This is a genomic window from Klebsiella sp. HC6, assembly GCF_022605325.1.
GTDB classification, from domain to species: Bacteria; Pseudomonadota; Gammaproteobacteria; order Enterobacterales; family Enterobacteriaceae; genus Klebsiella; species Klebsiella terrigena.
Genome location: NZ_CP093276.1, coordinates 4,840,660 through 4,867,657, shown reverse-complemented (window position 1 = coordinate 4,867,657; position 26,998 = coordinate 4,840,660). Strand labels below are relative to the sequence as shown.

General features: G+C 54.3%; 27 protein-coding genes. 21 read left to right on the top strand and 6 right to left on the bottom strand.

Translation table 11 applies throughout. From position 1 onward, the window contains the following. Window positions 1-8: 8 nt before the first annotated feature. Window positions 9-986: a glutarate dioxygenase GlaH gene (glaH, locus tag MMW58_RS23600; protein WP_241722233.1), complete on the bottom strand. Its 978-nt coding sequence runs from the start codon at window positions 984-986 to the stop codon at window positions 9-11. A 274-nt stretch (window positions 987-1,260) separates the two neighbouring features. Between glaH and MMW58_RS23595 the strand changes: the two genes are divergently transcribed. The 5 genes from MMW58_RS23595 to MMW58_RS23575 all read left to right on the top strand — a co-directional run bounded on the left by MMW58_RS23595 (window position 1,261) and on the right by MMW58_RS23575 (window position 6,392). Beyond that, window positions 1,261-1,593 carry a nuclear transport factor 2 family protein gene (locus MMW58_RS23595; protein ID WP_133601349.1) on the top strand — a complete coding sequence of 111 codons (333 nt, stop codon included), beginning with the start codon at window positions 1,261-1,263 and terminating at the stop codon, window positions 1,591-1,593. A gap of 403 nt (window positions 1,594-1,996) precedes the next feature. Next, window positions 1,997-3,040, top strand: coding sequence for a TRAP transporter substrate-binding protein (locus tag MMW58_RS23590; protein WP_241722232.1), 1,044 nt, complete (start codon window positions 1,997-1,999; stop codon window positions 3,038-3,040). Between the two features lie 74 nt (window positions 3,041-3,114). After that, window positions 3,115-4,989, top strand: a complete 1,875-nt coding sequence (locus MMW58_RS23585; protein ID WP_133601350.1) for a TRAP transporter large permease — start codon at window positions 3,115-3,117, stop codon at window positions 4,987-4,989. Between the two features lie 172 nt (window positions 4,990-5,161). After that, the gene (locus MMW58_RS23580; protein ID WP_115193510.1) at window positions 5,162-5,926 is read left to right on the top strand and encodes an SDR family NAD(P)-dependent oxidoreductase; all 765 of its coding nucleotides are present in this window, start codon (window positions 5,162-5,164) and stop codon (window positions 5,924-5,926) included. A gap of 46 nt (window positions 5,927-5,972) precedes the next feature. Then, window positions 5,973-6,392: an RbsD/FucU family protein gene (locus MMW58_RS23575; RefSeq protein WP_045854116.1), complete on the top strand. Its 420-nt coding sequence runs from the start codon at window positions 5,973-5,975 to the stop codon at window positions 6,390-6,392. A 54-nt stretch (window positions 6,393-6,446) separates the two neighbouring features. Here MMW58_RS23575 and MMW58_RS23570 read toward each other — a convergent pair whose 3' ends face one another. Together MMW58_RS23570 and MMW58_RS23565 are read right to left on the bottom strand one after the other, a co-directional pair. Continuing rightward, entirely contained in the window at window positions 6,447-7,496 is a 1,050-nt protein-coding gene (locus MMW58_RS23570; protein WP_241722231.1) for a LacI family DNA-binding transcriptional regulator, read from the bottom strand. 189 nt (window positions 7,497-7,685) lie between these two features. Next, window positions 7,686-8,441 carry an AraC family transcriptional regulator gene (locus MMW58_RS23565; RefSeq protein WP_241722230.1) on the bottom strand — a complete coding sequence of 252 codons (756 nt, stop codon included), beginning with the start codon at window positions 8,439-8,441 and terminating at the stop codon, window positions 7,686-7,688. 109 nt (window positions 8,442-8,550) lie between these two features. Here MMW58_RS23565 and MMW58_RS23560 point away from each other — a divergent pair, with 109 nt between their 5' ends. The 3 genes from MMW58_RS23560 to MMW58_RS23550 all read left to right on the top strand — a co-directional run bounded on the left by MMW58_RS23560 (window position 8,551) and on the right by MMW58_RS23550 (window position 9,871). After that, window positions 8,551-8,943, top strand: coding sequence for a nuclear transport factor 2 family protein (locus tag MMW58_RS23560; protein ID WP_241722229.1), 393 nt, complete (start codon window positions 8,551-8,553; stop codon window positions 8,941-8,943). Window positions 8,944-9,025: 82 nt separating this feature from the next. Then, entirely contained in the window at window positions 9,026-9,412 is a 387-nt protein-coding gene (locus MMW58_RS23555) for a VOC family protein (protein ID WP_159237662.1), read from the top strand. Between the two features lie 126 nt (window positions 9,413-9,538). After that, entirely contained in the window at window positions 9,539-9,871 is a 333-nt protein-coding gene (locus tag MMW58_RS23550) for a DUF1294 domain-containing protein (RefSeq protein WP_133601355.1), read from the top strand. Here MMW58_RS23550 and MMW58_RS23545 read toward each other — a convergent pair. Beyond that, complete coding sequence (locus tag MMW58_RS23545) at window positions 9,862-10,728, bottom strand: LysR family transcriptional regulator (protein ID WP_241722228.1); 867 nt, start codon at window positions 10,726-10,728, stop codon at window positions 9,862-9,864. The two genes, MMW58_RS23550 and MMW58_RS23545, sit on opposite strands and share 10 nt — an antisense overlap. Window positions 10,729-10,821: 93 nt before the next feature. On the opposite strand from MMW58_RS23545, the gene nagA reads away from it, so the two are divergent. Beyond that, window positions 10,822-11,919 carry an N-acetylglucosamine-6-phosphate deacetylase gene (nagA, locus tag MMW58_RS23540; protein ID WP_181955450.1) on the top strand — a complete coding sequence of 366 codons (1,098 nt, stop codon included), beginning with the start codon at window positions 10,822-10,824 and terminating at the stop codon, window positions 11,917-11,919. A gap of 186 nt (window positions 11,920-12,105) precedes the next feature. Here nagA and MMW58_RS23535 read toward each other — a convergent pair whose 3' ends face one another. After that, window positions 12,106-12,915 carry an IclR family transcriptional regulator gene (locus tag MMW58_RS23535; RefSeq protein ID WP_371822945.1) on the bottom strand — a complete coding sequence of 270 codons (810 nt, stop codon included), beginning with the start codon at window positions 12,913-12,915 and terminating at the stop codon, window positions 12,106-12,108. Window positions 12,916-13,268: 353 nt separating this feature from the next. Between MMW58_RS23535 and MMW58_RS23530 the strand changes: the two genes are divergently transcribed. The 6 genes from MMW58_RS23530 (at window position 13,269) to fucK (ending at window position 20,374) form a co-directional block, all read left to right on the top strand. Then, on the top strand, window positions 13,269-14,795 hold the full coding sequence (locus MMW58_RS23530) for a sugar ABC transporter ATP-binding protein (RefSeq protein WP_159237659.1): 1,527 nt from the start codon (window positions 13,269-13,271) through the stop codon (window positions 14,793-14,795). A 22-nt stretch (window positions 14,796-14,817) separates the two neighbouring features. After that, a complete protein-coding gene (locus MMW58_RS23525; protein WP_241722227.1) occupies window positions 14,818-15,963 on the top strand; it encodes an ABC transporter permease in 1,146 nt (381 codons plus the stop codon). A 20-nt stretch (window positions 15,964-15,983) separates the two neighbouring features. Beyond that, a complete protein-coding gene (locus tag MMW58_RS23520) occupies window positions 15,984-17,084 on the top strand; it encodes a substrate-binding domain-containing protein (protein WP_241722226.1) in 1,101 nt (366 codons plus the stop codon). An 11-nt stretch (window positions 17,085-17,095) separates the two neighbouring features. Next, entirely contained in the window at window positions 17,096-17,926 is an 831-nt protein-coding gene (locus tag MMW58_RS23515) for an SMP-30/gluconolactonase/LRE family protein (RefSeq protein ID WP_241722225.1), read from the top strand. Window positions 17,927-18,155: 229 nt separating this feature from the next. Further along, window positions 18,156-18,629 carry a NanQ anomerase/TabA/YiaL family protein gene (locus tag MMW58_RS23510; RefSeq protein ID WP_241722224.1) on the top strand — a complete coding sequence of 158 codons (474 nt, stop codon included), beginning with the start codon at window positions 18,156-18,158 and terminating at the stop codon, window positions 18,627-18,629. Between the two features lie 329 nt (window positions 18,630-18,958). Continuing rightward, on the top strand, window positions 18,959-20,374 hold the full coding sequence (fucK, locus tag MMW58_RS23505; RefSeq protein WP_241722223.1) for an L-fuculokinase: 1,416 nt from the start codon (window positions 18,959-18,961) through the stop codon (window positions 20,372-20,374). Here the strand turns inward: fucK and fucR are convergent. Next, window positions 20,361-21,062, bottom strand: coding sequence for an L-fucose operon activator (gene fucR, locus MMW58_RS23500; RefSeq protein WP_133601365.1), 702 nt, complete (start codon window positions 21,060-21,062; stop codon window positions 20,361-20,363). The two genes, fucK and fucR, sit on opposite strands and share 14 nt — an antisense overlap. Before the next feature lie 270 nt (window positions 21,063-21,332). Here fucR and MMW58_RS23495 point away from each other — a divergent pair, with 270 nt between their 5' ends. The 6 genes from MMW58_RS23495 to MMW58_RS23470 all read left to right on the top strand — a co-directional run bounded on the left by MMW58_RS23495 (window position 21,333) and on the right by MMW58_RS23470 (window position 26,920). Continuing rightward, the gene (locus tag MMW58_RS23495) at window positions 21,333-21,983 is read left to right on the top strand and encodes an L-fuculose-phosphate aldolase (RefSeq protein ID WP_241722222.1); all 651 of its coding nucleotides are present in this window, start codon (window positions 21,333-21,335) and stop codon (window positions 21,981-21,983) included. A gap of 575 nt (window positions 21,984-22,558) precedes the next feature. Next, a complete protein-coding gene (locus tag MMW58_RS23490; RefSeq protein WP_241722221.1) occupies window positions 22,559-24,112 on the top strand; it encodes a BglG family transcription antiterminator in 1,554 nt (517 codons plus the stop codon). Between the two features lie 26 nt (window positions 24,113-24,138). Beyond that, complete coding sequence (locus tag MMW58_RS23485) at window positions 24,139-24,609, top strand: PTS sugar transporter subunit IIA (RefSeq protein WP_133601368.1); 471 nt, start codon at window positions 24,139-24,141, stop codon at window positions 24,607-24,609. A gap of 19 nt (window positions 24,610-24,628) precedes the next feature. Then, on the top strand, window positions 24,629-24,943 hold the full coding sequence (locus MMW58_RS23480) for a PTS fructose transporter subunit IIB (RefSeq protein ID WP_039080096.1): 315 nt from the start codon (window positions 24,629-24,631) through the stop codon (window positions 24,941-24,943). A gap of 22 nt (window positions 24,944-24,965) precedes the next feature. Continuing rightward, the gene (locus MMW58_RS23475; protein WP_133601369.1) at window positions 24,966-26,057 is read left to right on the top strand and encodes a PTS fructose transporter subunit IIC; all 1,092 of its coding nucleotides are present in this window, start codon (window positions 24,966-24,968) and stop codon (window positions 26,055-26,057) included. Window positions 26,058-26,068: 11 nt separating this feature from the next. Then, window positions 26,069-26,920: a class II fructose-bisphosphate aldolase gene (locus tag MMW58_RS23470; RefSeq protein ID WP_133601370.1), complete on the top strand. Its 852-nt coding sequence runs from the start codon at window positions 26,069-26,071 to the stop codon at window positions 26,918-26,920. Window positions 26,921-26,998 lie beyond the last annotated feature (78 nt).

Here is a 26,998-nt window from a genome sequence, read left to right as displayed (position 1 = left end):
GATAGCGCTTACTGATGGGGCCGGCAGCGGTGGTCGGCATCGCTGATGTAGCCGCGCTGGCGCATCAGCTCCCGGCGCAGATCCGGATGCGCGGTAAAGCGGTCGCGGCCGTGCAGCCAGAACAGATTGTTAATCAACAGCAGTTTGCCCACCGGCACCGGAACGGAGAGGATGTTCTGGCTGTTTTCCAGGGCATCGGAAAGATCGCTTAGCCAGATGCCTTCGGCAAAATCTTTTGGCTGCACGAACTGATCGATATAGCGCATCACCGGGCGGCCCTGGCGGTCGACGTCGAACACCGGATGGAAGACGTCGTGGCTGACGTTTTTGCTCGGCGGCGCGGCCCAGCGCATCGGGCGACGGGCCAGCGGGTGGCGGAAGTAACGATCCAGATGCTCCCAGTCGTCAAGATGCAGCAGCAGGGAGTTTCCGCCCTGCATATGCTGCTCGTCGATTTTCATCATCAGCACGTAGTCGGTGATCTCTTCGACGTAGGTTCCGTCGTTATGCAGCTCCATGACGCGATGCGGCTGTCGCAGGTAGCTGTCTGAACTATCGACGTTAGTCACCACAAAGCGGGCGTAGTATTGGCCGCTCATGGCGTCGTAGTTGGAGCGGCCAATCAGATGGGCAACCGCCGTTGCCAGCTTCACCATCTCATCGGCCTGGCCCACGCTATCAATTCCTTCCGCGCCGATCAGCAGCGCCCCCTGACGGCGATCCAGCAGCGTGTCGTACAGCAGCGGCTGCAGCTGGCCGGCGCAGAGATCGTCGAGGATCTTCGCAATTTTAAAGCGCAGGAAGGATTTATATTCCAGCGCCTGCACCGGCCACTGTGCGACCTGCTGCATAAACTGGCGGGCAGTCTGCGCGGAAAAGGTGAGCTCCAGCAGCCGCGGCGAGTGGGCAGAGGGGATGATGGTGAACCCGCCGTCGCTGCGGGCGCTATCGTCGGGATGGGGTTTTACGGCAGTGAACGTATTCATCAGAATCGATCCTCGCGGTAGGGTCCGGCTCGGCAATATTGATTTCGTAGCCATAGCTTAAAAATATCTACATTTTCAAAAGGTGCGCATTAACTGCGCTGATTGTTTGTTTTTTGTGATCCGGGGCGTTAAAAGAGAGCCGTTGGTGCAGCGGGGTGACTGGACGCGAAGAAGAGCGCTGGCGGGATATAAGTGACAAAAATAGGGGGTGATGTTTGAATAAAAATTCAGTTATTTTGCATTTATAATTACTTATAGTGAAAAGGAATGCGTCATGGAATGCCCGGTGGAGAAGCAGTTTAAGGCCTACAACGCCCACGATATTAATCAATTTATTGCCTGCTTTTCCGAAGATTTCAAAGCGTACCGCATGCCGGCGGAAACCCCCGCGATGATCGGCATTCCGGCGTTAAGGGAGTTTTACGTCAACCAGCGTTTTAACGTTGCTGAACTGCGGGCGGAACTTATTTTCCGTACCGTTCTCGGCAATAAGGTTTTCGACCACGAGCTGATTTACGGACTCTCCGCGGAGCCGATTGAGAGTATGGCGGTTTTTGAAGTTGAGAATCAGCTTATTAAGACCGCATGGTTCTATTTTGCCGCCTGACGCTCCTCGCCGGTGAGGAGAGCGCCCATCTGCCGGCCGCGCTATTTTCGCCAGCGAATAGCCGCCGGTGCGGTGGGGCCAAACGCTCTGCCGCTGGCGCCGGCGCCACACTCTCTCTGCCTTCCTCCTTCTCTGCGCTAAACAGTGACTAAACAGCCACGACCTGCTTTTCACTGTGTAACACCCGGGCGCAAATTAGCGATGTCCGCCACAAAAATCACATCTCATCCGCCAGGATCCCGTTAAGCACCTTGCTTTTAGCCAGGGCGCCGGATAGTTTCTGTAACGTTACACTAAAACGTTACAGTAGACGCGTGAAGCTACTTTTTTGTTTAACTCCCCCGCCGATTCAGCAAGGCCTGAGAGGGTGACATCTATCTCAACGGGACGTGAAAGGATAACGATGATGAAAATGAAACCGTTTTGTTCAGTAAGTCGTATTTTTGCCGTTGCATGTTTGGGCACGGCCCTGTTAGCCGGCAGCGCCGTGACCTCTTTGGCCCACGCGGCGCTTAATTTTCGGGTCTACTCTTCGCTGCCCGCGGATGAATCATCGGCCCACTACATCTGGTTCAGCCGCTTTCAGGAAAACCTGAATAACAATGAAAAACTGAAAGGGCAGATCAAGCTGAATTACTTCCCCAACGGCATGCTGGGGAAGGAGGCGGACGCCACCCAGCAGGTACGCATTGGCGCAATTAATATGATGATCTCCGGGACCTCCATTTGGGCCACGCTGGTCCCTGAAATTGGCGTCCTGGATCTCGGCTACTTATTTAAAGATTACGCTCAGGTCGGCAAAACCCTCGACGGCAAAGCGGGTGAAAAGCTGGCGGCTTTGATGATGAATAAGGCTAACGTGATGGTGCTGGGTTACGGCTATAACCTCGGCGCGCGCAATATTTATACTAAGAAGGTTATTGAAAAACCTGAAGATTTGAAAAATCTCAAAATCCGCGTTTTGCCGGTGCCCAACTTTATCGCCACCCTGAACCATATGGGGGCGGTGGCGATTCCGATGCCGGGAGGAGAAGTCTATTCGAGCCTGCAGATGGGGGTGATTGACGGCGTAGAGCACGACGCCCCGACGATCTACTCGAGCAAATATTATGAAATTGTCAAAAATGGCACTCTGACCCGCCATAGCTACAACCCGCTGATGATCGCCATGAATAAGAAAAGCTTCGAGCAGATCCCGGCGGAGCTGCGCGGCGAGGTGCTGGCCGCGGCCAAAGAGGCGACCGACTACGAACGCCTGCAGGCCGGTAAAAAAGAGCAGGAGGCTATTAAGAACCTGGAGGCCAGGGGCGTAACCTTCCGCGAAACCGATCGCCGCTATTTCTATCAGCAGGTGCAGCCGGTTTGGCAGGCGTTCCTTAGCCAGTACCCGGATATGAAACCTATCGTTGATGAGATTACCGCCGCGGCGCCGGAGAGCCAGCAGTAGCGGGGAGCGTCGGCTCGCCCGTTCGTCGCGGCGAGCCTGTGATGATATCCATGACCTTACACAGAGAGTTCAAGATGGCTGATATCTCTATTAAAGCAAAGGATGAGTGCGTCGCGCTGGCGCTACTCGGCAGGCTAAGTCGATTTTTGACGACCCTGACCGCCTGGGCCGGGGCGCTGGTGCTGTTTATCAACGTGCTGGTGGTTTTCGCATCCGTTATCTGGCGCTATGCGCTGCACTCCCCGATTCACTGGGCGGAAGAGGTAGCGCGGGCGCTGATGATTGCGCTGGTCTTTTTTGGCGTCGCAACGTCGACGGCAAGAGGGGGGCATATCGGCGTCGATTTGTTCCTGCGCTTTCTGCCGCAGCACGTCCGGCCGTACGTGGTGCACGCCAGCCGCTGGATCCTGTTTCTGGTTTCCGTCGGGCTGGTCCTCTCCAGCTATGACCTGGTTCAGGCCGCGCGGGTGCAGACTACCGAAACCGGTTTACCGCAGGTCATCTACGTGATCCCGGTGCTGATTGGGTCGGTGGTGATGATGGTCGCCGCGCTGGAGCTTGCCTTACGCGAACGCGCCAGGGTCGTGCTGCTCAGCGGCGCCGGGATCCTCGCGCTCGCCGCGCTTGGCTACGTCAAGCTGTCGCTGATGGCCGACCCGGCCAGCGCGGCGGCGGGGCTGATGCTTATCTGCTTCGTCCTCGGTATCCTCGCCGGCGTGCCGATCGCCTTTACCCTCGGCATGTCGGCGATGGTGTTCTTTATCTGCGATCCGTCGCTGCCGTTTGTCTTCTTCTCCCAGCAGGTTGCGGCCGGGGTCGATCACTTTGTCCTGCTGGCGATCCCCTTCTTTTTGCTCGCCGGCGCGGCGATGGAGATTAACGGCATGTCCACGCGCCTCGTGGAGCTTATCGTGCGGGGAATGGGGCGCTTTCGCGGGGGGTTAAACATGACCACCGTCCTGTCGATGGCTTTCTTCTCGGGCATCTCAGGCTCCAAGCTGGCGGACGTCGCCGCGGTGGGCGGCGTGCTGATGCCGGCGGTACGGCGGGCGAAGCAGGACGGCGAGGAGGCGGCTGGCGTTTTCGCCGCCTCGGCGGTAATGGCCGAAACCATCCCACCGTGCGTAAACCTGATCGTGATGGGCTTCGTGGCCAATATCTCGATCGGGGCGCTGTTTATTGCCGGCCTGGTGCCCGCGGCCTGTCTGCTGGTGCTGCTGATGATTGCCGCCAACCGCTTTGGCGGCAAAATTAACGTCAGCGAGGCCTATCCCGTACTGCGCCCGCGCGCTCAGCTCTATCTTGGCGCCGCCGTTGGGCTGGTGATGATCTTTATGATCGGCCGCGGCGTGATGATGGGGATCGCCACCTCGACCGAGATCTCCGCCTTCGCGGTGATCTACGCCATCGTGGTTGGCCGGCTGGCTTTTCGCGAGCTGACGTTTAAAGCCACGGTGAAGATGTTTATTGATATCGCCGCGATGTCCGGGGTGCTGCTGTTTATCGTCGCCTGCGCCACCAGCCTCTCCTACGCGCTGACCATACAGATGATCCCGCAGCAAATCGCCGGGCTGCTGGTCGGTATTGGCGTTGAGCAGGGGGCCTGGCTGTTCCTGCTGCTCACCATCGTGATTTTGATTATCTTCGGCGCGGTGCTGGAAGGCGCGCCGGCCCTGATTATCTTTGCCCCGATTCTGGTGCCGATTGCCGTGCAGCTTGGATTCAATCCGCTGCATTTCGGCATCATCATGATTCTGGCAATGGGCTTTGGGCTATTTTCACCGCCCATTGGGCTGGGCTTATATACCACCTGCGCCATCTGCGGCGTGGAGATGAAGCACGTGATCCGGCCGATGGCGAAATACCTGGCGGTGGTTCTGGTCGGCATCATTATTGTGGCGATGGTGCCGCCGTTAACCACCTGGCTGCCGGGGCTGGCGGGTTACTAAGCGTTGCGTTAATCGAGTACCAGGCGGCGGCATCGTTGCTATGCCGCCGAAATAATTGTCCGGAAGCTGAAATTTACTATGCCAGGGGGCAGGGACGTCCACGTTCCAAAATTGCCCGAGGCGATAAATATTATTTTCTGGTGGCGTTGAGTCTGAATAACAGGAGTCTGAAATGGGATTGTTAACGGCAAAAAAAGTATTTATTACCGGTGCTGAACAGGGTATTGGAAAAGAGACCGCAAGAAAATTAATTGAGGCGGGATGCGATATTTATATTCACTATTTCAGCGGCGAAGAGGGCCCCAAAGAGCTGATGGCGATTGCCGAACAAAAAGGGCGCAAAGCGGCCTGCGGCCGTGCTGATTTGACCGATGAGGCGGACGCCGCCCGCTGCGTGGCGGAGGCGGCAGAGTTTTTAGGCGGTATCGATATTTTGATCAACAACGTCGGCGGCATCATCGGGCGCAAGTGGCTCGGCGAGATTGACGCCCACTTCTGGCGGACCGTTATTGACGTCAATATGACCACCATGCTCAACGTGACCCAGCAGGCGCTGCCGTGGCTGAAGAGCGCCGCGGACGGCGCCAGCATCGTCAATCTGGCCTCGCTGGCCGGGCGCTCCGGCGGGCACTCGGGCTCGCTGGTCTACTCCACGACGAAAGGCGCGGTGCTGACGTGGACGCGATCGCTTGCCGCCGAGCTGGGGGAGTTTGGCATTCGGGTCAACGCGGTCGCTCCGGGCCTGATTCTGGGAACGCGTTTCCATAACCAGCACACCACCCAGGAATCGGCCGATCGCACGGTCCAGGAGATCCCGCTGGGCCGGGCGGGCACGCCGGAGGATGTCGCGAGAGCCATCTGTTTCCTTGCCTCCGAGTACGATGGCTTTATTTCCGGGGCGACAATCGATATTAACGGCGGTATTTACCGGGCATAGCGGAAAGCCGGGCGGTTAACGCCGCCCGTATTAAGAGAGCATATTGATGATTAAGTCCGATATTATCCATCCTGATTTACTCCAGGCGCTGGCGCTGTGCGGGCATAAGGCCAATATTCTTATTGCCGATGCTAATTATTCTATTTTGACCAACAGCGCAGCGCAGGCGCGGATTGTGTACCTGAACTTTTCTCCCGGCTTAATTGGCAGCGTGACGATCCTGCAAAAAATCCTTGGCTATATTAGCGTTGAAAAAGCGACGCTGATGGCCAGCCCGCCCGAGTTTGATAATACTATCGCGCGCGAATATCGCCAGGTTCTGACGCCGGCGACCGAGCTTGAATATATTGAGCGCAACGCCTTTTACGCCCAGGCCAAATCGTCGGATACGCTGTTAGCCATCGCGTCTGGCGAAACCCGACGCTTTGCCAATATTCTGCTCACCGTCGGGCCGACGCTGGTATGAAAAAAGAGAAGCGCCCCGGGCGCTTCTCTTTTATCGCAGCGGAACGCGCCTGCCTCAGGACGCGGGCGCCTCGCGTACCGATTGCCGGCGGACCAGCGCGGGAGGGAACAGAAACTCTGCCGGCGAAAGCGTCGGGTTCTCTATCCGTTCAATTAACCGCTCGACCATCACCTCGGCCATCTCTGCCAGCGGCGGCATGATGGAGGTCAGACCGGGATAAACCAGCCCGGAGAGCGGGATATTATCAATGCCGATAATCGAGATCTCCCCCGGGACGCTGATCCCGGCCTCGTGCAGGCCGGCCATCAGCCCAATGCCCAGCGCATCGTTAATGGCGACCACCCCGTCAGGACGCTGCGACTGCCGGCAGATCTTTTTCGCCAGCGAGCGGCCCAGCTCGGTCATTTCGGTGTCGCCGTAGGCCGCCATGGTTTTCTCTTCAACAATCATCCCGTCGTAAAAAAGACCGTGGCGGCGCACCGCGCTAAGAAAACCTTCAATTTTGTGCGCCCGGCTGGAGGTCATGCCGGCGACGGTGGTGAAGATCAGGCGCCGACATCCGCGGGCGATAAGATGCTCCGCGGCCATGCGGCCTGCTTCGATGTTATTCATCGAGACGCTGTCGAGGGCCAGGCCGCCGGATTCAGCCCCGGTGGGCATCCGGCTGTCGTAGTTGACCATCATCATGCCCTGCGCGGCGGCCTGGGCAAAATGCGGCTTTTCAATGTCGCAGGCGGCGACGATGATCCCGCGCACGCCGTGGGCAAACATATCGGCAATAAAGGCCTCTTCTTCTTCAATCTGCCGATAGGTATTGCCGATCAGCACCCGATAGAAGCGCTTTTTCGCCGCCAGATCCACTTCGCGCACCAGCGAGGCAAAGCTGGGGTTAACGATCGAGGGCACCAGCAGGCCGATCATTTTTGCCTGCCCCGTTTTTAGCTGCTGAGCGACGCGATTCGGCAGGTAGTTCAGCGCCTGCATGCTGTGCTGGATGCGCGCCAGGGTTTCAACGCGCATCTGATCGGTACGCCCGTTAAGCACGTTGGATACGGTACTCACCGAAACGCCGGCGTGCTTTGCGACATCGCGAATGTTTGCCATACATCTCCTTTGCAGCAACTTGTGAATGGCAGAGTCTTCATCGCATTCAGCATCGCTTTTTTGATGGGATTCATAAACTACAACGGTTTAGTGTAACGTTACAGTTGGCGCTGTCAATGGCGTAATGCCGCCGCTAAACCGGCGCTTTAGCCGGTTTAGCGGCACTCTTTTTGCCGGAGCGCACGGGCGCTAGCCGCCGCCGAGGGGAGATTTGGCGCTGGCGAGCTGAAGCTGGCCGGGCGTGCGGCCAAAGCGTTCGCGAAATACCTCGATAAAGGCGCTGACGTTGGCGTAGCCGCTGCGCGCGGCGACCTCGGCGATCGGCTCCCCTGCCAGCACCCACTGGAGCGACGTGACCACCTTCGCCTGCTGTCGCCACTGGCAAAAGCTCAGGCCGGTTTGTTCGCGGAACAGGCGGCTGAGAGAGCGAACGCTGAGGCCCCAGCGCTGGGCCAGCTGCGCCTGGGTCTGCGGGCTGTCCGGATGGGCGAGCAGCCGGTCGGCAACGTTACGCGCGCGACGATCGGTGGGCAAAAGCAGCTGCAGCGGAAGCTCGACCGCACTGGTGATTTCAGCCGCCAGCAGCGACAGCAGGCTGGAGGAATAATCCGCGGGAAGGCCCGGCCGGGGACCGGCGCACAGGCGCTCCAGCAGGGCCTGAATGAAGCTATCGGTACCGTAGATCCCGGGCGTTGGCGGCAGCCCCGCGCAGGTCGATGCGTGAAGGTAGAGGCTTGTCCCGCTGAGCCGGCCCGGCACCTGGGCCCTGTGGCGAAGGCCGGCGGGAAACCATCCCACGGAGCCCGGCGTGACCGTCCACTGCGCCTGGTCGGTCTCAACGACCATGATGCCGGTTGTAAGCCAGTAGAGCTGACCGCCGTCATGCTCGTGCCACTCGGTGACGTGGCCTCGCTGATAATCAAAGGTTTCGATGCGCATCATCATGGCTGATTGGCCGTATATCATGTCCGAATACGGCTATCGTACCACGGGCGCGATCTTCTAACCTTAATTCAACCCGGTACCGCGCGACATACATTCACTAAGGAATCAAATGAGCCAGGAAACCCAGACCGTTATCGACGCCCTGCGAGAAATTATTACCAACCCTCAGCATGAGGAGGATAAGATTGCCCGCTATTTCTCCCCTGACTATCAGCAGCAGGTGGATGGCAAGCGCCTCGACTACCAGGGCTTGGTCGGGCATATGGCGTTACTTAAAACGCTGACGACCAGAATGAGCCTCTCGATTTTGGCCATTGCCGGCGATGGGAATACGGTGTTCACCCATCACCATGTCAAAGTGGATAAAAAAAGCGGCCAGCGGAGCGAAATTGCGGTGATGGCGCGCTTTACCCTGGCATCCGGGCGCATCCTGCGCTGCGATGAGCTTACTCACCTTCTCGTTGGTGAGCGGGAGGATCGCGATTTAGGCAGCCGCGCTTAGCGCGCCGCCAGCGCGGAGGCTGCGCGGCGATATGTCAGAGCGGCGTTTTCATATTGCGTTTTGAATGAAGAGAGTATTTATCATGAAGCCTGAAATTGACTACGTATTTCATCATTTTGGCATACCTCTGCAGGACGGGGAGCAGAAGGGTGCGTTCAGCGAGAAGGCCGGGATGTATACCTGCGACAATCCGGGAAAGTTTCGCGTCCAGTGGCACCGCTTTACGCCGGACTCTCCGCTGCATACCCTGCTGAAAACGGTCCCGCACGTGGCATTTAAGGTCGATGACCTGGCTGCCGCCATACGCGGAGAGGAGGTAATTCTGGGGCCGTACGAGCCCGTTGATGACTATTTTGTGGCGGTGATTAACGACAGCGGCGTGCCGATAGAGCTTATTCAAACCACGCTCTCTGACGATGAGCTGTGGAGCAGGGCGCGCTCGGGTCAAGGAAGCCTGTACCGCAAGTAAAGGTCGCGCGCCAGGTAATTAACCGCAGATCGAAAGTCACGCGTCGAACGTTGCGCCTTACCGCTTCTGAGCAGGAAAGGGTATAGTGGCCTTCCTGTTTCGGCTTATAAACGTTACCTCGGATCAATGAACCTCAATCGCTTTTGCTATCTTCTTCTCGGCCTGGCGGCCCTGAGCTGCTTATTTCTTCCTCACGCTTTGGCAACGTGGTTCTTACTTGTTAACGCGCTGACGCTGGCGATTTATGGCGTCGATAAAATGGCGGCCCGCAGGGCCTGGCGCAGAATCCCTGAACTGACGTTGCTGATTTTTGGGCTGGTGGGAGGATGGCCTGGGGCGATTATGGGCCAGCAGCTCTTTCGCCATAAGACGCAAAAGCAGCCCTTCAGGCGCTATTTCTTGCTCAGCGTGATGCTGAATATCGCGGCGCTGGCGGCGTTATACCGACTCTATCCTTGACCTATAAACTGGGTTTTGATTTGCGCTATAAAATTCATCAATGCCTGCCGATGAGGCTGGGCGCGCCACATGATACCGAGAGGCCAGCTCACATCATCCACGGGAGCGCTGTGAAGTTCAGGCATAATAGATAACAAGGATGACATGCTTTGCGGCACGATCGTTATGGCATTGCCCGTTGCCGCCCATGCGATTGCCGAATGGAACTCGTTCACTGTCTGAACCAGCTGCGGGATATGTTTTTGCCCGGCAAAATAGCTCTGCACCTGCAGCCAGAAATCCGGAGCGCAGGCCTGGCTCATGAGCACTAAGGGGGCAGCGTGAAGGGAAGATAGATGAGATTTAAACTCAGAGGAAAAAACAAATAGCAGGCCATCCTGCTTCAACGCCAGATGGGAAAGGCCTTCGCAGGGCCTTAGCCGCATAAATCCAATATCCAGCAGACCCTCATTCAGGGCCGTGAACTGATCCATACTCGACATATCCCGAAGCTCCAGGCTTACGGCGGGGAAGTTTTGGCGAAATCTGGCGGCGAAGCTGGTGACCTCTTTTATCGCCCAGAAACCAAAACCTATACGCAACCGATCGTTGATCCCCTGGTGATAAAGTCGGGCATCAGATTCAAGCTTTTGCGCATGGCGCTGCGTTTCGCGGGCCTGAGACAGCATCCGGGCGCCAAAAAGCGTCAGTTCGCTGCCGTGGCGCCCGCGGGTAAACAGGATACCGCCAAGGCTCTCTTCAAGGCGCTGGATCTGCCTTGTCAGGGTTGGCTGGCTCACCGCAAGTACCTCAGCGCTACGGCTAATCGATCCCAGTTCGGCAATCGTCACAAAGGCTCTCAGTAAATGTGTTTCCATGTATATACCGTATGCATCACGTTATTAAATGCATTATACCGATGCTTTTATTGTCTCTAAACTGGAGAAATACGTAATCAAGAGGCGATTTTTATGTGGAATATCATCACACCTGGCGGCAGGTTAACCGGCACTCTGGACGTCGATTCGCAGGGCAGGATCCGTGCGATAAAACAGGAGCAGGGAGAGCCAGAGGGATGGCTTCTGCCTGGGTTTATTGATTTGCACGTGCACGGTGGCGGCGGGAAAGACCTAATGGAAGGCGGCGATGCGCTTCGGACATTGGCGCGGGCGCATGCGCGCTGCGGTACGACGACTTTACTGGCTACTACCGTAACGGCGAGCCCTGAATCCCTGACTTCCGTATTGTGTGATATCCGGGAGTTTATGGATCGGCCACGTAGTGCCGATACCAGCCGGGTGCTCGGCGTTCATCTTGAAGGGCCGTTTGTGAACCCGGAAAAACTTGGCGCCCAGCCGCCTGAGTCGCGACCGGCGAGCCGACAGGAAATTGATCATTTACTGGAACTGGCTGATATCCGTTTGATTACGCTGGCGGCAGAATTCGCCGAGAATCTGGAAATGATACCTTACCTCATCGAAAGGGGCGTTCGGGTTCAGCAGGGACATACGCTGGCGACCTATGATCAGAGTCTTCACGCTATGCGCTGCGGCGCGACGGGATTTGCGCATCTGTTTAATGCCATGAGCGGTATACATCATCGTGAACCGGGCGTACTGGCGACCGCTCTGGCACACGCCGAGTTTGCCGAGATCATCCCCGATCTTGAGCATGTGCATTCCGGCGCATTGCTTGCCGCCCGGCGGGCGATTCCAAAACTTTATGCCGTTACTGACGCCTGTTCTGCAATGGGAATGCCGGACGGAGAATACCGCCTGGGGTCGCATACGATCTATAAATATCCTTGTATGTCAGCGGCCCGTCTCAAGGATGGCAATCTGGCGGCGAGCACGCTCGGCATGGATCAGGCGCTACGTAATTTCCTCAGATTGGGGATGACGCCAGAAGAAGCGTCGGCCCGCGTTTCTCTTTATCCTGCTGAATTCCTCGGTTTGAGCGATCGCGGGCGTATAGAGCCGGGAGCCTGGGCCGATTACGTTATCCTCGACCATGAATTTAGGCTTTGTAAGGTGGTTATCGAAGGGGTTTCGGTGCCCTTGACCGATTAAGGTGGTCCTGAGATGGATGGCGTCATCATTCTTGCATCATAATGAGCGTCAATTACTGCCCGGGACAGAAGGCCTTGATTGTGATATAACTAATTGATTTTATTTAAGTTTATATCATTTCCTGAGGGCGAAGATGAGGCCGCGCTTCGCCCGGATATTCATATTTTACCGCGTAATATCCTTTCTTTATCCGTAGAATCCCAGCTCTTTAGATATATTTTTGGCTGACTCAGTAATCTCTTTAGTTATTTTGTCGATACCTATGCTTTCTAATTTTGCCGTGGCCAGGGAAATTGACACTGAATAAAGAACGTTGTTTTGAATATCGAAGATTGGCGCGGCGATGCAATAGGCGCCTATTTCTTTTTCTTCTTTATCCAGCGCTATTTTGCTCTGTCGAATGTGCTGTAATTCTTTGAGCATGTCGGGTAGCTGGGTGATGGTGAATTGCGTATATTGGTGAATATCATTCTTATGCGTTTCCCAATATTTGGCAGGGTACTTTTCATTGCTCCATGCCATAAAGATCTTACCCATCGCAGAGCAATATAAAGGCATGCGTTGACCAATGTAAGAGCTGGTCCGCATCACGCCGGTGGTTGCCTCAAGCTTATATATCAATATTACTTCGTCGCCTTCGCGGAAAGAAAAGTTAACGGTTTCGCCGACGTCTATATTTAATTTTTCCAGGTGCGGAGCAGCGATGTGAATAATATTCAGGGATGATAGTGCTTTTTGTCCGACAGAGATGAACTTTGTTGTAAGGCGATAACTACCGGGGGAAGGGGCTTGAGTAATATAGCCACAGGTCAGCAATCCTTGCAGTAGGCGATGCACCGTACTTTTATTCATACCTGACAGTTCAGCAAGGTGGGCTAGCGGGCAACCGTTGGGGAAATTACTTAATATCTCGATGAGCCGTAAGCCTCTAAATAAACTTTGTGTTCCCGATGGTTTATTGTCTTTATCGCTTGTGTCTTTATTTGAGAGTTCCATTTTAATCCTCATGGCTAACTTATATCTGACCCTGCGCCATCAACAACGATTCCATACAAGATTAACTGATACCCGACAACCTGTAAATTGCTCATTTGTTGCGCTTAATCGTTTGTCGCCGTTTACGGCTGTTCATATGAACACGTTGTGATCTAAAGTGAGAATTCCATCACAGATTACAATAATTACAAATAAGTTATTGTTTTTTAACGATAAAAAATAATCCGCGCCCCTTTGCATTTATTTTTGACCGGAGCTAGTATTCTTGGAACGTCATTTCGCATGTTGGAATATAGCGGTGTTGTTTTAGTTAAACGGCTATGACTTTCACCTGGAATTCTCCGGAGGCTGTTATGCAGCAAAGTGATAAAGCAGCAGTACTGACCCTGAGCCATATCACCAAACGGTTCGGCGGTCATCCTGCAGTGAACAACGTAAGTCTGAAGGTCTTTCCTGGCGAAGTGCTGGCGTTATTAGGGGAGAATGGTGCCGGTAAATCCACACTTATCAAAGTATTAGCTGGGGTTTACTCCCGTGATGAAGGCGACATTCTGTTTCATGATACGAGTATCTCGTCGGCGGCCAGTCTGAAAAACCCGTCTTCTCAACCCATTGCTTTTATCCATCAAGATCTTGGCCTGGTTGAATGGATGACCGTTGCCGAAAATATGGCGCTGGTCATGGGGTTTAAACGCCGGATGGGGCTGATCAACTGGAAACAGGTGCGTGAGAGATCGTTAGCCGCCCTGAACGAAGTGGGCATCTTGTTAGACCCGGATGCCAGGGTTTTTGACTTATCGCGGACAGAGAAGTCGTTACTGGCCATCGCACGTGCGGTTGCGGTGAACGCAGAAGTGTTGATTTTAGATGAACCCACCGCATCGTTACCTGCCAACGATGTAAAGCACTTGTTTGAAGTCATCAACCGACTCAAAAAACGCAACGTTGGCATGGTGTATGTGACGCATCGTTTAGATGAAGTGATTGAAATTTCTGACCGTATAGCCGTGATGCGCGATGGCAAGCATGTGGCGGAAGGTATTACGTCAGACTACAAGTTACATGACCTGGTGACCTTAATCGTCGGTGAAGCGTTGGAAAACAAACAGCGTCATCCCCTACCTGAAAGCGGTGACGCGGTACTCGGCCTGAATGGAATAGAAATTAATGAGATCGGCCCGGTGACATTCAGTCTTCGTCCGGGGGAGATGCTGGCGCTGGCCGGATTACGCGGTGCCGGGCAGGAGGAAATCGGTCGGCTTCTTTTCGGTTTGCGCAAAGCAACCGGCGGCCAGATTCGTTTCCGTGGAAAGTCTTACCATCCGCAAAATCCCATCGAGGCGATTAATGCCGGGGTTTCTCTCGTTGCTGGCGATCGCACAGGCGAAAGCCTCGTCATGACCATGAGCGTCAGAGAAAATCTGTTTCTTAATCCTTGTACCAGCGGGCATCGGTTGCTTAAACGCTACGCCCGGCGCGCGGAGATCGGCGCCAGCTGGTGGAAGGTACAATTGTTCGATATCAGACCAAAAGATGTGAACGTCGATATCAGCGCTTTATCTGGTGGAAATCAGCAGAAAGTTGTTATGGCGCGCTGGATGCATCTTAATGCGCCATTATTAATTCTTGAAGATCCTACTGCGGGTGTGGATGTTGGAGCGCGAGAAGAAATTTATCATTTACTCAATAAAGCTCTTGCGGAAAATATCGCAGTGCTTGTTATTTCCAACGATCTTGAGGAAATAGCGCATATTTGTAATCGAGCATTAGTTTTCAATCGTGGCCAGGTTGTCGGTGAATTAAAAAATGAACAGGTAACCTTTTCCAATTTACTGGCGCTTGCTTCAGCAAGTAGCAGCGAATCATTCATTGCAGTATGACTAATAAGGCCTGAGTAATCTTATGTCTAAAACATCAATTAAATCTACTGCGCTAGAGCAGCGGGTGAGTTTAGCGCAACAGGGGTTTGCCCCTTGGGGTATGCAGATCATGACGCGTTACGGTTTATTGATTCTGTGTATTTTGCTGGCGATATTTTTCTCAGTCCTCTCGCCTTCATTTGCTACCATGCTGACGGTACAGGCAATTATTGCAAGTAAAGCTAAAATTGCCCTGCTGGCCCTTGCTGCCACCCTGCCAATGATTGTCGGGAAAATCGATCTCAACGTCGGGTTTGGTATCGTATTGTGGCATATCCTCGCGATTACTCTGCAGGTTGAATACGGTTTTTCCTGGCAAATGGCCGTGGTGGTGGTCCTGGTCATCTCGGCTATTTATGGGCTATTAAATGGCATTCTGGTGGCATTAGCGGATATCGACAGCTTTGTCGCGACGCTTGGTTCAGGGACGGTCCTTTATGCGATTGCTCTCTGGCATACCGGCGGACGACAGATTGTTGGGGATTTACCTGATGCATTCAGCGCATTACAAAATACAGAGATATTCGGCATTCCGATCGGCGCCTACTATGTGGTATTCGCGGCATTGGTCCTGTGGTTAATTACTGAACATACTCCTCTTGGCCGCTGTATGTATGCCGTTGGGGGAAATCCTACCGCCGCAAGACTGAATGGTATTCCGGTCAATAAATATATTATCGGCACCTTTATTGCCTCCAGCGTCCTGAGTGGTTTTAGTGGCGTACTGATCGCGGCTGAGCAGGGGGTGGGACAGGCAAGCGTAGGGATTGACTACCTGCTTCCCGCTCTGGTTGGGGCTTTTCTGGGGAGCACCACGATCCGCCCGGGGCGGGTCAATATTTGGGGAACGATCGTCGGTATCGCGATTCTGGCCATTGGTATTGCCGGCATCCAGCAATTTGGCGGCGAATTCTGGGTCGAACCTCTGTTTAATGGCGCGACGTTACTATTGTCTATCACCCTGGCCGGCTATGCGCAGCGCCGCCGCATGCTTAATCAAAAGGCGGTCGTCAAGAATGCCTCCGTGACGGCGGTGAGTGACTCTGCCGGCGCCGGCGCATCGCGATCCTCTTCTCCAGCTGCAAACCAGAAAGCAGTTTCATCTGTACCCACTGACCTAAAACAATAAACGATCCCTGGAGGTTCAATATGAAAAATCAGGCACTTGCTCTTACCTTAATGGCAGTTATGACCGCATCACTCCCCGCGATGGCGGATAGCTACCTTGACCAGGCCACTGCGGCGATCGCCAAAGCAACCTCAAATGGCAATCAATGGGATGGACCAACGACGGGCCCGAAAATTCAACCGAAAAAGAAAATCGTTTTTATCGCCGAAGATATGAAAAACGGAGGCGTGCAGGGAGTGCAGCAGGGGCTGAGCGAGGCGGCTAAGGCCGCGGGCTGGGATTTAGTCACTCTGGATGGAGCGGGTTCGGTGCAGGCGCAGCTGGCGGCGTTGAACCAGGCGATAGCACAGCGTCCTGATGGCATCATTATTGGAGCCTGGAATCCAAACGTCGCGAAGTTTCCCCTGAAAAAAGCGGCGCAGCAAAAAATAGTGCTCATGTCGTGGCACGCTGAACCCCAGCCAGGCCCGGTTCCGCAGTTCAACATCTTAAACAATATTACCTCTGACTCTAATGATGTTGCGCGACTGGCGGCGCAGTATGCCGTCGTCCGTTCAGGTGGTAAAGCTCAGGTGATGATTTTTACGGATTCGCTGTATCAGATCGCGTTATCCAAAGCGAACGTGATGAAAAGTGAAATTGAAAAATGCAGCGGTTGTAAAGTGGTTAACTTTATTGATACTCCGCTGGCTGACACCGCCAATCGCATGCCTTCTCTGACTTTCAGCCTGTTGCAAAAATACGGTGATAAATTCCAGTATTCTCTGGCAATCAACGATCTGTACTTTGACTTTATGGCGCCATCATTGAAAACCGCAGGCAAAGGTGGAGCGAATGCCCCATTTAATATTTCCGCGGGCGACGGATCCATCTCCGCTTTCCAGCGTATTCGTAACGGTGATAGTCAAATTGCGACGGTAGCCGAACCGCTTAAATTACAGGGCTGGCAGTTAGTTGATGAATTTAACCGCGTATTTTCCGGACAGCCCATCTCCGGATATATCGCACCGGCGCGTCTCGTGACTAAGGATAATATCGGCGAGGATGGCGGCCCGCAGAATATATATGATCCAAATAATAATTATCAGCAACATTATAAAACCATTTGGGGTGTTAATTAAGGAGAGTAGCAATGCAACTTGAAAAACTCTGTTCCCCGGCTATTTGGGCCGAAGGCCCGGTATGGTTATCCGACCACAATGCTATTATTTTTAGTGATGTAAAGGGAAACCGCATGTACCGTTGGCATCGAGAGCATGGCTTAACGGTCTGGCGGCCTTTTTCAAACTATGCGAATGGCAATGCGCTTGACCATCAAGGTCGGTTATTAACATGTGAACATGGCCGCCGCGGGATAAGCAGAACAGAACATGACGGGAGCATTACGTTATTAATTGATCGTGTTGAAGGTAAGCGTTTTAATTCGCCCAACGACCTGGCGGTGCATCAAGATGGTTCCATCTGGTTTACCGATCCGCCCTACGGCATCATCGGCGATATTGAAGGTTATCATGCGCACAGTCAGATAATTGGTTGCTACGTCTATCGTTTTGACCCTAAAAGTGGCGAGATAAAGATTATTATCAGCGATGTTCAGCGCCCCAATGGGCTGGCGTTTTCTCCCGACCAATCGCTACTTTATGTCGCCGATATGTCAATTGCCGACTTCCCCGGGCAGGGGCGTCGTCAATTAAGGGTCTACGAGCTTAACGGTGACCAGAATGTGGCGGGGCGTTTCTTTGCGCAGGTTGAACCCGGACTGCCAGACGGGTTTTGTGTCGATGGTAATGGCGATATCTACTGCAGCTGTCTGGATGGCGTTATCATTTTCGACAAGATGGGCAACAAAATTGGTAAAATTGACGTGCCGGAGACCGTGTCTAATTGTACGATTGGCGGCCCGGATAATAATGAGTTATATATCACGGCCACAACCTCTTTATACTGTATACGAATACGTTAACCTGTGAGGATGAGATAAAACCGGCAACCATCGGTCATTTCATAAATGATTGCGGCGATATTAAACGTTTTTATATTTAAAGTAATATGTTGAATAGTCCTGCCCTGGAGCAGCGTTCATGTTTTTTCGCAATATGCTAATTTCGTCCTTTGGCGGTGGACGGGTTTCCTGGCAGGATTATTTATGTCTATGAGGTTGTAAATCAAAAATTTCTGCAATGGAGAGTATTATGATCACCGGGCATATAGATAACACCGATCTGCAATATTATCCTCCTGCGGTAAGGTACGCGCTGTCGTACCTTGCTAAACAGGACTTACCGGCTTTACCATCGGGAGTGCATGCCGATGAACAAACCGGGTGGCAGGTTCAGGTTCAGGATTTGCAAACAAAACAGGAACAGGAGAATTATCCTGAAGCCCATCGCCGATATATTGACCTGCATTTTTTAGTCACCGGTCATGAAACTATTTATGTTAAAACCCAACCCGTCGATCTTGAAATTCACGAGCCCTATGACGCCGTCAGGGATATTATTTTTTATAAGCCGGTAGCCGATGAAACCCGAATCAGGATGTTGCCAGGCACCTTTGCGGTGCTGTTTACCCAGGATCTGCATCGTCCTAACTGTGCGACAACGGTGCCGGAGGCAATTCGTAAGATCGTGATAAAAATTCCGTTAACCGATCTCATGAAACCCTGAGCGAATATCGCTGGTTGCATAATGAAAGTTGACTGCAGGGAATATTACGCTCACGGCGCGGTCCTGGCCAACGCCCGGCTATGGCTGCATCTGTCGGCAGGGAGCTCGCCCGACTGCCCGCTTGCTCTCTGCTGGATGAAAACGGGCAGAACCGTGCGCGCCGTATTGCCGTTAAGTGGCGGTTTTTAGTGATCCTTTTCACAGTTCAGCCGCATAGTATCGCCCCTGATAGCGATGCCCCTTTTCAATCACTCGCGAAGTGATAACCATCCCCTACAGAAAATATACCGCGCCCCGGCGAGGGGTCGGTCTGGCGGGGAGGGGAAAAAATGCAGAAAGAGATGGTGATCGTGCTGGACTGCGGCGCAACCAATATTCGCGCCATGGCCATTGATGATCGGGGTAACGTGTTGGCCAGCGTCCACCGGCAAAACTTTACGCTCAACCCGCCGGAAAACCCGCAGTGGCACATCTGGCCGCTGGCAAACATCATGGAAAGTCTTGAACACTGCTGCCGGACGCTGGTCGGGAAACTTCCGCAATACCCGGTGCGCGCCTTGACCATTACCGCCTTTGGCGTCGACGGCGCGCTCGTGGATAGCCGCGGGGCGCCGCTGTATCCGGTGATCAGCTGGAAATGTCCGCGTACTGAAGCGGTGATGAATAATATCCACAAGTACCTGGCTCCGGCCGAGCTGAAGGCTATTACCGGCGTGGCGCCGTACAGCTTCAACACCCTGTATAAGCTGATATGGCTGCGGGAGAACGTCCCCGATGTGTTCGAACGCGCCCACGCGTGGCTGTTTATGTCGTCGCTGATCGGCTTTCAGCTGACCGGTGAAATGACCACGGAAAGAACCATGGCAGGGACCAGCCAGCTGCTGGACGTCGCCAAAGAGACCTTTAGCGAGCGCCTGCTTGAGGCGATCGGCATTACGCGATCGCTGTTCCCGCGCATGGTGAACTCCGGCGAGCCGATCGGCGAGCTGCAGCCGGCGGCGGCGGCCCGCTTCGGGCTTGAAGCGGGCATTCCGGTGATTGCCGGCGGCCACGATACCCAGTTTGCGCTTTACGGTTCGGGCGTGGGGCTTAATCAGCCGGTGCTCTCCTCGGGTACCTGGGAGATCCTGATGGTGCGCTCGGCCAGCATCAATACCGATCTGCTGCAGTCGCACCGCGCGGCGACCTGCGAGCTGGATAGCATTGGCGGCTACTTTAACCCCGGCTGCCAGTATCTGGCCTCCGGGGTCCTGGAGTGGATCCGCGAACTCTACTGGCCGGGGGCGCCCGCTCCGCAGGTTTATCAGCAGATGCTGCAGGAGGCCGGGCGCGTGCCGGCAGGCTGCGAAGGGGTAACGATGCGCAGCGATCTGATGGGCGATAAGCAGGCCGGCTGGCAGGGGGTGACGCTGTCCACCCGGCGCGGGCATCTATACCGCTCGGCGCTAGAGGCGCTGTCGCTCCGCCTGCGCGAACAGTTGACGATGCTGGAGGCGGTGGCCGGATTCAAAGCCAGGGAACTGGTGCTGGTCGGCGGCGGTAGCCGCAACGCGCTGTGGAATCAAATTAAGGCCGATACCCTGCAGCTGCCGGTGAAGGTGCTGGAGAAGGCCGAAACCACCGTCGCGGGAGCCGCGATGTTTGCCTGGGCCGGCTGCGGGGTATATCGCAGCGCGGATGAGGCGCGGGCGCAGGTGAGCTTCGATTATCAGACCTGGCTCCCCGGCCAGCCTAGCGGCGGATAACCGCGGTGACCGCCGCCACGTTGCCGATAACCACTTCGCTGCTGCGGGCTATTTTGCTGGAGTCCACCAGCAAAATAGTTTGCAAACTCTTTTTCAGCATGAATTTTTTGAACAGCGCGTTGCCGTTATCGGTATCCCAGATATTGCCGTCGGCATCGATACCGTCGCAGGAGAAGATGAACAGGTCGATATCAAGATGGCGCACTATATGCAGCGGCGAGTCGTTGATGTAGCTGGCGTACTTTCTGTCCAGCGTGCCGCCGGAGCAGAGTACCCGGATGCGGGTTTTCTTTTCCAGCTCGGCGCAAATGCGGTAGCTGTTGGTGTACACCGTCAGATCCTGGTCAGCCAGCCGCTTCGCCAGATGCCAGCAGGTCGAACTGGCGTCCAGCGCGATGCACATTCCCGGCGTTATCCACTCGATGGCGGTCTCCGCCAGCGCGGTTTTTCGCTGGGCGTGGCTTTTCGATCGCGAGTCAAAGGCCATGCCCGGACCCTCCGAAGCGCCTTCCAGCTTTCTGGCTCTGCCGTACTCCCTGACCAGCAGCCCCTTGAACTGCAGATACTGCAAATCGCGGCGCAGCGTCTCCTTGCTGACGTTCAGCCCGGCCGCAAGCTCGCTGACGCGTAAAGACGCATTGCCGTTGAGCAGGGCAATAATCTCAGCCAGACGGTCCTGCCTGTTCATCTTTTCACTCCTCGTTCACCGCACAATCTTGCGCACTATACCCTAAATCATTCGGGTTGCAGGAGGGCGATGCGGCCAATTGCCCGTTTGCCCTCAGTCGCCGGCAAACGGGCGCTGCGCGGACGGTTTTCAGCGGCAAGTTTTCTCCTTTTGGGCCCATTATTTTGACAATCATCACACATCTACATGGCTGACTATTGCCATCCGGGACGCCGCCAGAAGATATCGCCAACGTCATCCACCCTAGTTTGTTGCGCCGAGGAAAACACAATGGAAAGAACCGCTATTGCACGCCAGATCATCGACACCTGTCTGGAAATGAGCCGTATGGGGCTTAATCAGGGGACATCGGGCAATATCAGCGTCCGCTTTGGCGACGGGATGCTTATTACGCCGACCAGCGTCCCCTACGAGCAGCTGAGCGAAGACGATATCGTTTTTGTCGACGGGCAGGGACGCGCCGAAACGGGCAAAACGCCGTCCACTGAATGGCGTTTTCACCAGGCTATTTTGCAGGCGAAGCCGGAGGAGAACGTGGTTCTGCATAATCATGCGGTTCATGCGACGGCGGTGGCCATTTTGAATAGAGAGATCCCGGCCATTCACTACATGGTCGCGGCGGCGGGCGGGAAAAAAATTCCCTGCGCGGGCTACGCCACTTACGGCACCCAGGCGCTGTCCGACTATGCGGTCACCGCCATGACCGGCTATAAAGCCACGCTCCTGCAGCATCACGGGATGATTGCCTGTGGCAAAACGCTGGAAAAAGCGCTGTGGCTGGCGCAGGAGGTGGAGGTGCTGGCGAGGCTCTATCTGCTGACGCTGGCGGTCACTCCGGACGTGCCGGTATTAAGCGATGCCGCGATCGATGAAGTGCTGCAAAAATTCCACGGCTATGGTTTGAGCGATATTGCCCGCTAGCCCACTCTTCCCCCTCCGGCCTGAGGAATCTCCAGAAAAAGTGAAAGGCACGATAAAGTGTGATCTACTGGTTGCGCTAACAAATCAGAAGAGATCTCATAGTGCCTTTAAAGACAGTGTGCCAGAAATTCTTTTCCTCGTTTTTACGCGGGATTCATTCTTTCCGTATTAACGTCCTCACTTCCATTGCTGTTGCGCTCTGCAACGGCGCTGAACCCCGGATGCGGCGCGAACGCCTTATCCGGGCTACGATCCGTGCCCATGGCGCGTGATAAACCGTTGCGCTACCGGGGTTTGGGGGCCCCCTCCAGACATCTACAAAAGAATTATCTGATTTAAAATTTTATCCTCCCCATATTTGCGAGCGCTATCACGTTAATTAGCGCGGAAAGTGTGATCTTCGCTGCAAATATCTCTGAGATCCCCACTCTTGTCTTATTCTCTGTCCGGAAGGCAGGACACGATTTAGTATTGTCGTTATTTCAATGCCCTTTTATATTTATCATCACGGATTGCAAGTGGAGCTTATCTGTACAGAGCTTCTTAATTATTTTTAATCTGTGTAAGGGTAAATAATGCAAATGATTACCTCGCGACAAAACAGATTATTGAAATTCCTTCTCTCTCGAAGGGAATTTATTACCTTATTAAAAATCGCTGAATACTTAAATGTTTCAGAAAAAACCATTCAACGCGATTTACGCATACTGGAGCCGTGGTTAGCAGAATGGAGTATCGGCATAAATAAACGTGCCGGTGCCGGGGTAAGGTTAAGCGCAGATAATATAACGGACCTGTTACACCTCGATCAGCTGCTGGGTGCAGAAGGTGACGATACCGATGGCATGATGAACAATTCCCGGCGCGTGAAAATAGCCTCACAATTATTAAGCGAAACGCCACATGAAACGTCAATCAGCAAATTGTCGGAACGCTATTTTATCAGCAGCGCTTCCATCGTTAATGATCTGAAAGTGATTGAATCCTGGATTGCCCCGCTAGGGCTGACGTTGATTCGCAGCCAGAGCGGAACGCATATCGAAGGCAGTGAAAGTAGCGTTCGCCAGGCAATGGCATCGCTGATTAACGGCGTCATTAACCATAACGAACCAGGTGACATGATCTATTCTCGTCTTGACCCGGGCAGTTATAACGCGCTGGTTCATTATTTTGGCGAAGACGATGTTTTATTCGTTCAGTCATTATTACAGGAGATGGAAAACGATCTCTGCTGGTCGCTGGGCGAGCCGTATTACGTCAATATTTTCACCCATATTCTGATCATGATGTACCGCATTACGCGCGGCAATGCGCTGCCGAAAAAGGATGACAACGCGAGCGCCTTCGATGAAAACATCTTTTCCGTTGCCAGCCGCATGGTTCAGCGTATCGAAACACGCATTGCCCATCCGCTGCCGGAAGACGAAGTTTGGTTTATTTATCAATACATTATTTCTTCCGGCGTGGTCATCGAAGAGCATAACGACGTCAGCGTGATTGGCCATATGCACTCCAGCGACGAGGCTCGGCTGATTACCCACCGGCTTATCGCGACCTTCGCCGATATGGTCGACAGCGACTTTAGCCAGGACATCGCACTGTACGACGGGCTGCTGATTCATGTTAAGCCGTTGATTAATCGTCTTAATTACCAGATTCGCATTCGTAACCCGCTGCTGGACGATATCAAAGGTGAGCTGCAGGACGTCTGGCGGCTGACCCAGTGCGCGGTGAACCGGGTGTTCAGCGGCTGGGGCGAACAGGCGGTGTCGGAAGATGAAGTTGGCTATTTGACCGTGCATTTCCAGGCGGCGATGGAGCGGCAGATTGCCCGCAAGCGTGTGCTGCTGGTCTGTTCGACGGGCATCGGCACGTCGCACCTGCTGAAAAGCCGCATTCTGCGCGCCTTCCCGGACTGGACCATCGTAGGCGTGGTCTCCGCAGGGAGCCTGCCGTCAATGCTAACGGAGGATATTGAGTTGGTGGTCTCGACGATCAATCTGCCCGCCATTGCCCTGTCGGTGGTGTATGTCACCGCCTTCTTTAATGATGCCGATATTAAGCGCGTGATGGAAACGCTCATCACGGAAAAATTGCATCGTGCGACGTCTCTGGTCGTCGAACATTAATGTCTGAATTCCATGAGGTATGATTAATGGATATAACGAAAATCCTGAATACGAATCGCGTTATTTTAGATATGAAGGCCACGAATAAAGCGGAGGCAATTGAAGAGCTAACCGATCTGTTGCAAAAAGACGGTGCGATTAATTGCCGGGAAACGTTTATTCAGGATGTCTGGCAGCGTGAGTCAGAAGGGTCGACCGGCTTCGAAAATCATATCGCAATACCCCATGGAAAATCGTCGGCGGTGGTCAATACCACTCTGGCGATTGGGCGCACACGCCACGATATTCCCTGGGAAACCCTCGATGGCAGTAACGTGCGCTGCATTATTTTGTTTGCTGTACGGCTTGAAGATCAAAACACCACGCATATCCGTCTGCTGTCTCAGGTGGCGGGTGCTCTGGCGGATGAGGAGATTATCGAGCAATTACTGGAAGAGAGCAGTCCACAAAAGATTATTGACTTGTTTAGTCAATATGCTGAATCCGATGTTTGCTAAATAAAAAGTGGAGCATGTTATGAATATTGTTTGTGTCGCTGCCTGTACGGCGGGAATTGCACATACGTATATTGCCCGCGAGAAGTTAATTAAAGGCGCAAAAGCGCTCGGGCATAATATTAAAGTGGAAACTCAGGGCACTATCGGTACTGAAAATGAGTTACTGGCGGAAGATATTTCCGCAGCCGACGTCGTTATTCTTGCGGTCGATGTCAAAATAAAAGGAGAAGAGCGCTTCATTAATAAACGCATCGTGCGAGTTAAGACCGAAATTGTAATCAAATCACCCGTTCAGTTTCTTGAAAAGGTCGAAAAATCATTAGCTAATGCATGATCCTTATTCGGAGGGATCTCACATGAGTGAAAATAAAGTTCCTGTTTCGCAGGAAATTAAAAGACATCTTTTGACGGGCATCTCGTGGATGATTCCGTTAATTGTGGCGGCAGGGATCTGTATTGCCCTCGGCCAGGTACTCGGCGGCACAAACGTTGGCGAAAAAACGGGCACCATCCCCTGGATGCTCAATCAGATTGGCGGCTGGGGAATGGGGTTGATTGTCCCCCTGATCAGCGCCGCGATTGCCTATTCCATTGCTGACCGTCCCGGATTCGCGCCGGGTCTGATTATCGGCTTTGTCTGCGGGCAAATTCATACCGGGTTTATCGGCGGGATGCTGGGTGGTTTCCTGGTAGGCTACACCGTCCTGTTGCTTAAGCACTATATTCGTCTGCCGAAATCGATGCAGGGTCTGATGCCCATCATGGTGCTGCCGGTGCTGAGTACCATTATCGGCGGCCTGCTGATGATGACCCTGATCGGCAAGCCCATCGGCTGGCTACAGGAAGCGCTGATCCACATGCTGGAGTCGATGCAGGGCGGTTCACGCTTCCTGATGGGGGCCATCCTCGGGGCGATGGCAACGTTCGACTTCGGCGGCCCGGTGAACAAAACCATGTCGCTGTTCGCCGACGGGCTGCTGGTGAGCGGTGTATACGGGCCGGAAGCGGTGAAGTTTGTCGGCTCCATTATTCCGCCGTTCGGCATCACTCTCTCGTTCCTGCTGACGCGCCATAAATACACCCGTGCTGAACGCGAAGCGCTGAAAGCCGCCTTCCCGATGGGGATCTGCATGATTACCGAAGGGGTTATCCCGATTGCAGCGCGCGACCTGCTGCGCGTGGTCGGCTCCTGTGTGGTGGCCTCGGCGGTTGCGGGTGGCCTGATCATGGTGTGGGGCGTGGAAAGCCCGGTGCCGCACGGTGGCATGTTCGTGGTCCCGCTGTTTACCCATCCGCTGCTGTTCTGCCTGGCGCTGGGGATCGGCACGGTTATCTGCGGCGTGATGCTGTCGCTGTGGAAGAAATCGGTGACCGAACGTGACGAAGAGTTTGACGAACTCAGCGAGAAAAAGCTGAAAGACGAAGAGATCACCTTCACCCTGGAATAAACGGAGACCCTATGTTTGCCGATATGAAAAGCATGGTGACCAAAGCCTGGCGTGAACACTATGCGCTGCTCGCCATCAACTGTATGAATCTCGAAAGCGCCCGTGCTGCGGTGCAGGTTGCTGAGAAACACCGTGCGCCGATCATCCTGAACCTGTATCAGGGGCATCTGGCCCATTTCCCGGCCCCGGTGGCCGTGGCGTTGGTGAAAGCGCTGGCCGACGAGGCTACGGTGCCGGTCACGCTGGCACTGGACCACGGAAAAGATCCGGTGCGCATTCGCCAGGCGTTTCGCGCCGGGTTCAGCGGGCTGATGATTGATGCGTCCGCCTTCCCGCTGGAAGAGAACGTTCGCCAGACTCGCGCAGTGGTTGAACTGGCTGCCAGTGCCGGGCTGTGTGTGGAAGGGGAGCTGGGCCATCTGGCCGATGCGCCGCGCTACGATCACGCCACCAATGCGGATCTGATGACCCAGGCCGCCGACGTTGAGCCGTTTATCCAGCAGACCGGGATTGACCTGCTGGCGGTATCGGTCGGCACCGCGCACGGCATGTACGCCCCCGGCATCACGCCTGCCATCGATTTTCAGCGCCTGGAAGAAGTGGCCCGCAAATCAACGGTGCCCCTGGCATTGCACGGCGGCAGCGGTACCCCGTTTGACCAGATGCAGCGTTGCCCGTCCTTTGGCGTCGCCAAGATTAACGTCGGTGCCGCGGTGTTTGAAGCCGGTAAAGCCGCGCTGCTGCATACCCTGTGTCATGACAATTCTCGCGAACTGGTGGATGTGCTGATGGCCATGGAGCAGGCCAGCGAGGAAGTCATTATTCCGTATCTGCAGGCCAGCGGCGCTATCGGCAAAGCCTGATTCATTTTTCTGTCACGCCTTATATGCCTCTGCAACGACGCACCGGCAGGGCTTGCTACACCCTGAAACTGGAGAATT

What these genes read in the sequence shown, in the direction of transcription:
- glaH (WP_241722233.1), bottom strand. Translation starts at nt 986, where the DNA reads ATGAATACGTTCACTGCCGTAAAACCCCATCCCGACGATAGCGCCCGC.
- MMW58_RS23595 (WP_133601349.1), top strand. Translation starts at nt 1,261, where the DNA reads ATGGAATGCCCGGTGGAGAAGCAGTTTAAGGCCTACAACGCCCACGAT.
- MMW58_RS23590 (WP_241722232.1), top strand. Translation starts at nt 1,997, where the DNA reads ATGATGAAAATGAAACCGTTTTGTTCAGTAAGTCGTATTTTTGCCGTT.
- MMW58_RS23585 (WP_133601350.1), top strand. Translation starts at nt 3,115, where the DNA reads ATGGCTGATATCTCTATTAAAGCAAAGGATGAGTGCGTCGCGCTGGCG.
- MMW58_RS23580 (WP_115193510.1), top strand. Translation starts at nt 5,162, where the DNA reads ATGGGATTGTTAACGGCAAAAAAAGTATTTATTACCGGTGCTGAACAG.
- MMW58_RS23575 (WP_045854116.1), top strand. Translation starts at nt 5,973, where the DNA reads ATGATTAAGTCCGATATTATCCATCCTGATTTACTCCAGGCGCTGGCG.
- MMW58_RS23570 (WP_241722231.1), bottom strand. Translation starts at nt 7,496, where the DNA reads ATGGCAAACATTCGCGATGTCGCAAAGCACGCCGGCGTTTCGGTGAGT.
- MMW58_RS23565 (WP_241722230.1), bottom strand. Translation starts at nt 8,441, where the DNA reads ATGATGATGCGCATCGAAACCTTTGATTATCAGCGAGGCCACGTCACC.
- MMW58_RS23560 (WP_241722229.1), top strand. Translation starts at nt 8,551, where the DNA reads ATGAGCCAGGAAACCCAGACCGTTATCGACGCCCTGCGAGAAATTATT.
- MMW58_RS23555 (WP_159237662.1), top strand. Translation starts at nt 9,026, where the DNA reads ATGAAGCCTGAAATTGACTACGTATTTCATCATTTTGGCATACCTCTG.
- MMW58_RS23550 (WP_133601355.1), top strand. Translation starts at nt 9,539, where the DNA reads ATGAACCTCAATCGCTTTTGCTATCTTCTTCTCGGCCTGGCGGCCCTG.
- MMW58_RS23545 (WP_241722228.1), bottom strand. Translation starts at nt 10,728, where the DNA reads ATGGAAACACATTTACTGAGAGCCTTTGTGACGATTGCCGAACTGGGA.
- nagA (WP_181955450.1), top strand. Translation starts at nt 10,822, where the DNA reads ATGTGGAATATCATCACACCTGGCGGCAGGTTAACCGGCACTCTGGAC.
- MMW58_RS23535 (WP_371822945.1), bottom strand. Translation starts at nt 12,915, where the DNA reads ATGGAACTCTCAAATAAAGACACAAGCGATAAAGACAATAAACCATCG.
- MMW58_RS23530 (WP_159237659.1), top strand. Translation starts at nt 13,269, where the DNA reads ATGCAGCAAAGTGATAAAGCAGCAGTACTGACCCTGAGCCATATCACC.
- MMW58_RS23525 (WP_241722227.1), top strand. Translation starts at nt 14,818, where the DNA reads ATGTCTAAAACATCAATTAAATCTACTGCGCTAGAGCAGCGGGTGAGT.
- MMW58_RS23520 (WP_241722226.1), top strand. Translation starts at nt 15,984, where the DNA reads ATGAAAAATCAGGCACTTGCTCTTACCTTAATGGCAGTTATGACCGCA.
- MMW58_RS23515 (WP_241722225.1), top strand. Translation starts at nt 17,096, where the DNA reads ATGCAACTTGAAAAACTCTGTTCCCCGGCTATTTGGGCCGAAGGCCCG.
- MMW58_RS23510 (WP_241722224.1), top strand. Translation starts at nt 18,156, where the DNA reads ATGATCACCGGGCATATAGATAACACCGATCTGCAATATTATCCTCCT.
- fucK (WP_241722223.1), top strand. Translation starts at nt 18,959, where the DNA reads ATGCAGAAAGAGATGGTGATCGTGCTGGACTGCGGCGCAACCAATATT.
- fucR (WP_133601365.1), bottom strand. Translation starts at nt 21,062, where the DNA reads ATGAACAGGCAGGACCGTCTGGCTGAGATTATTGCCCTGCTCAACGGC.
- MMW58_RS23495 (WP_241722222.1), top strand. Translation starts at nt 21,333, where the DNA reads ATGGAAAGAACCGCTATTGCACGCCAGATCATCGACACCTGTCTGGAA.
- MMW58_RS23490 (WP_241722221.1), top strand. Translation starts at nt 22,559, where the DNA reads ATGCAAATGATTACCTCGCGACAAAACAGATTATTGAAATTCCTTCTC.
- MMW58_RS23485 (WP_133601368.1), top strand. Translation starts at nt 24,139, where the DNA reads ATGGATATAACGAAAATCCTGAATACGAATCGCGTTATTTTAGATATG.
- MMW58_RS23480 (WP_039080096.1), top strand. Translation starts at nt 24,629, where the DNA reads ATGAATATTGTTTGTGTCGCTGCCTGTACGGCGGGAATTGCACATACG.
- MMW58_RS23475 (WP_133601369.1), top strand. Translation starts at nt 24,966, where the DNA reads ATGAGTGAAAATAAAGTTCCTGTTTCGCAGGAAATTAAAAGACATCTT.
- MMW58_RS23470 (WP_133601370.1), top strand. Translation starts at nt 26,069, where the DNA reads ATGTTTGCCGATATGAAAAGCATGGTGACCAAAGCCTGGCGTGAACAC.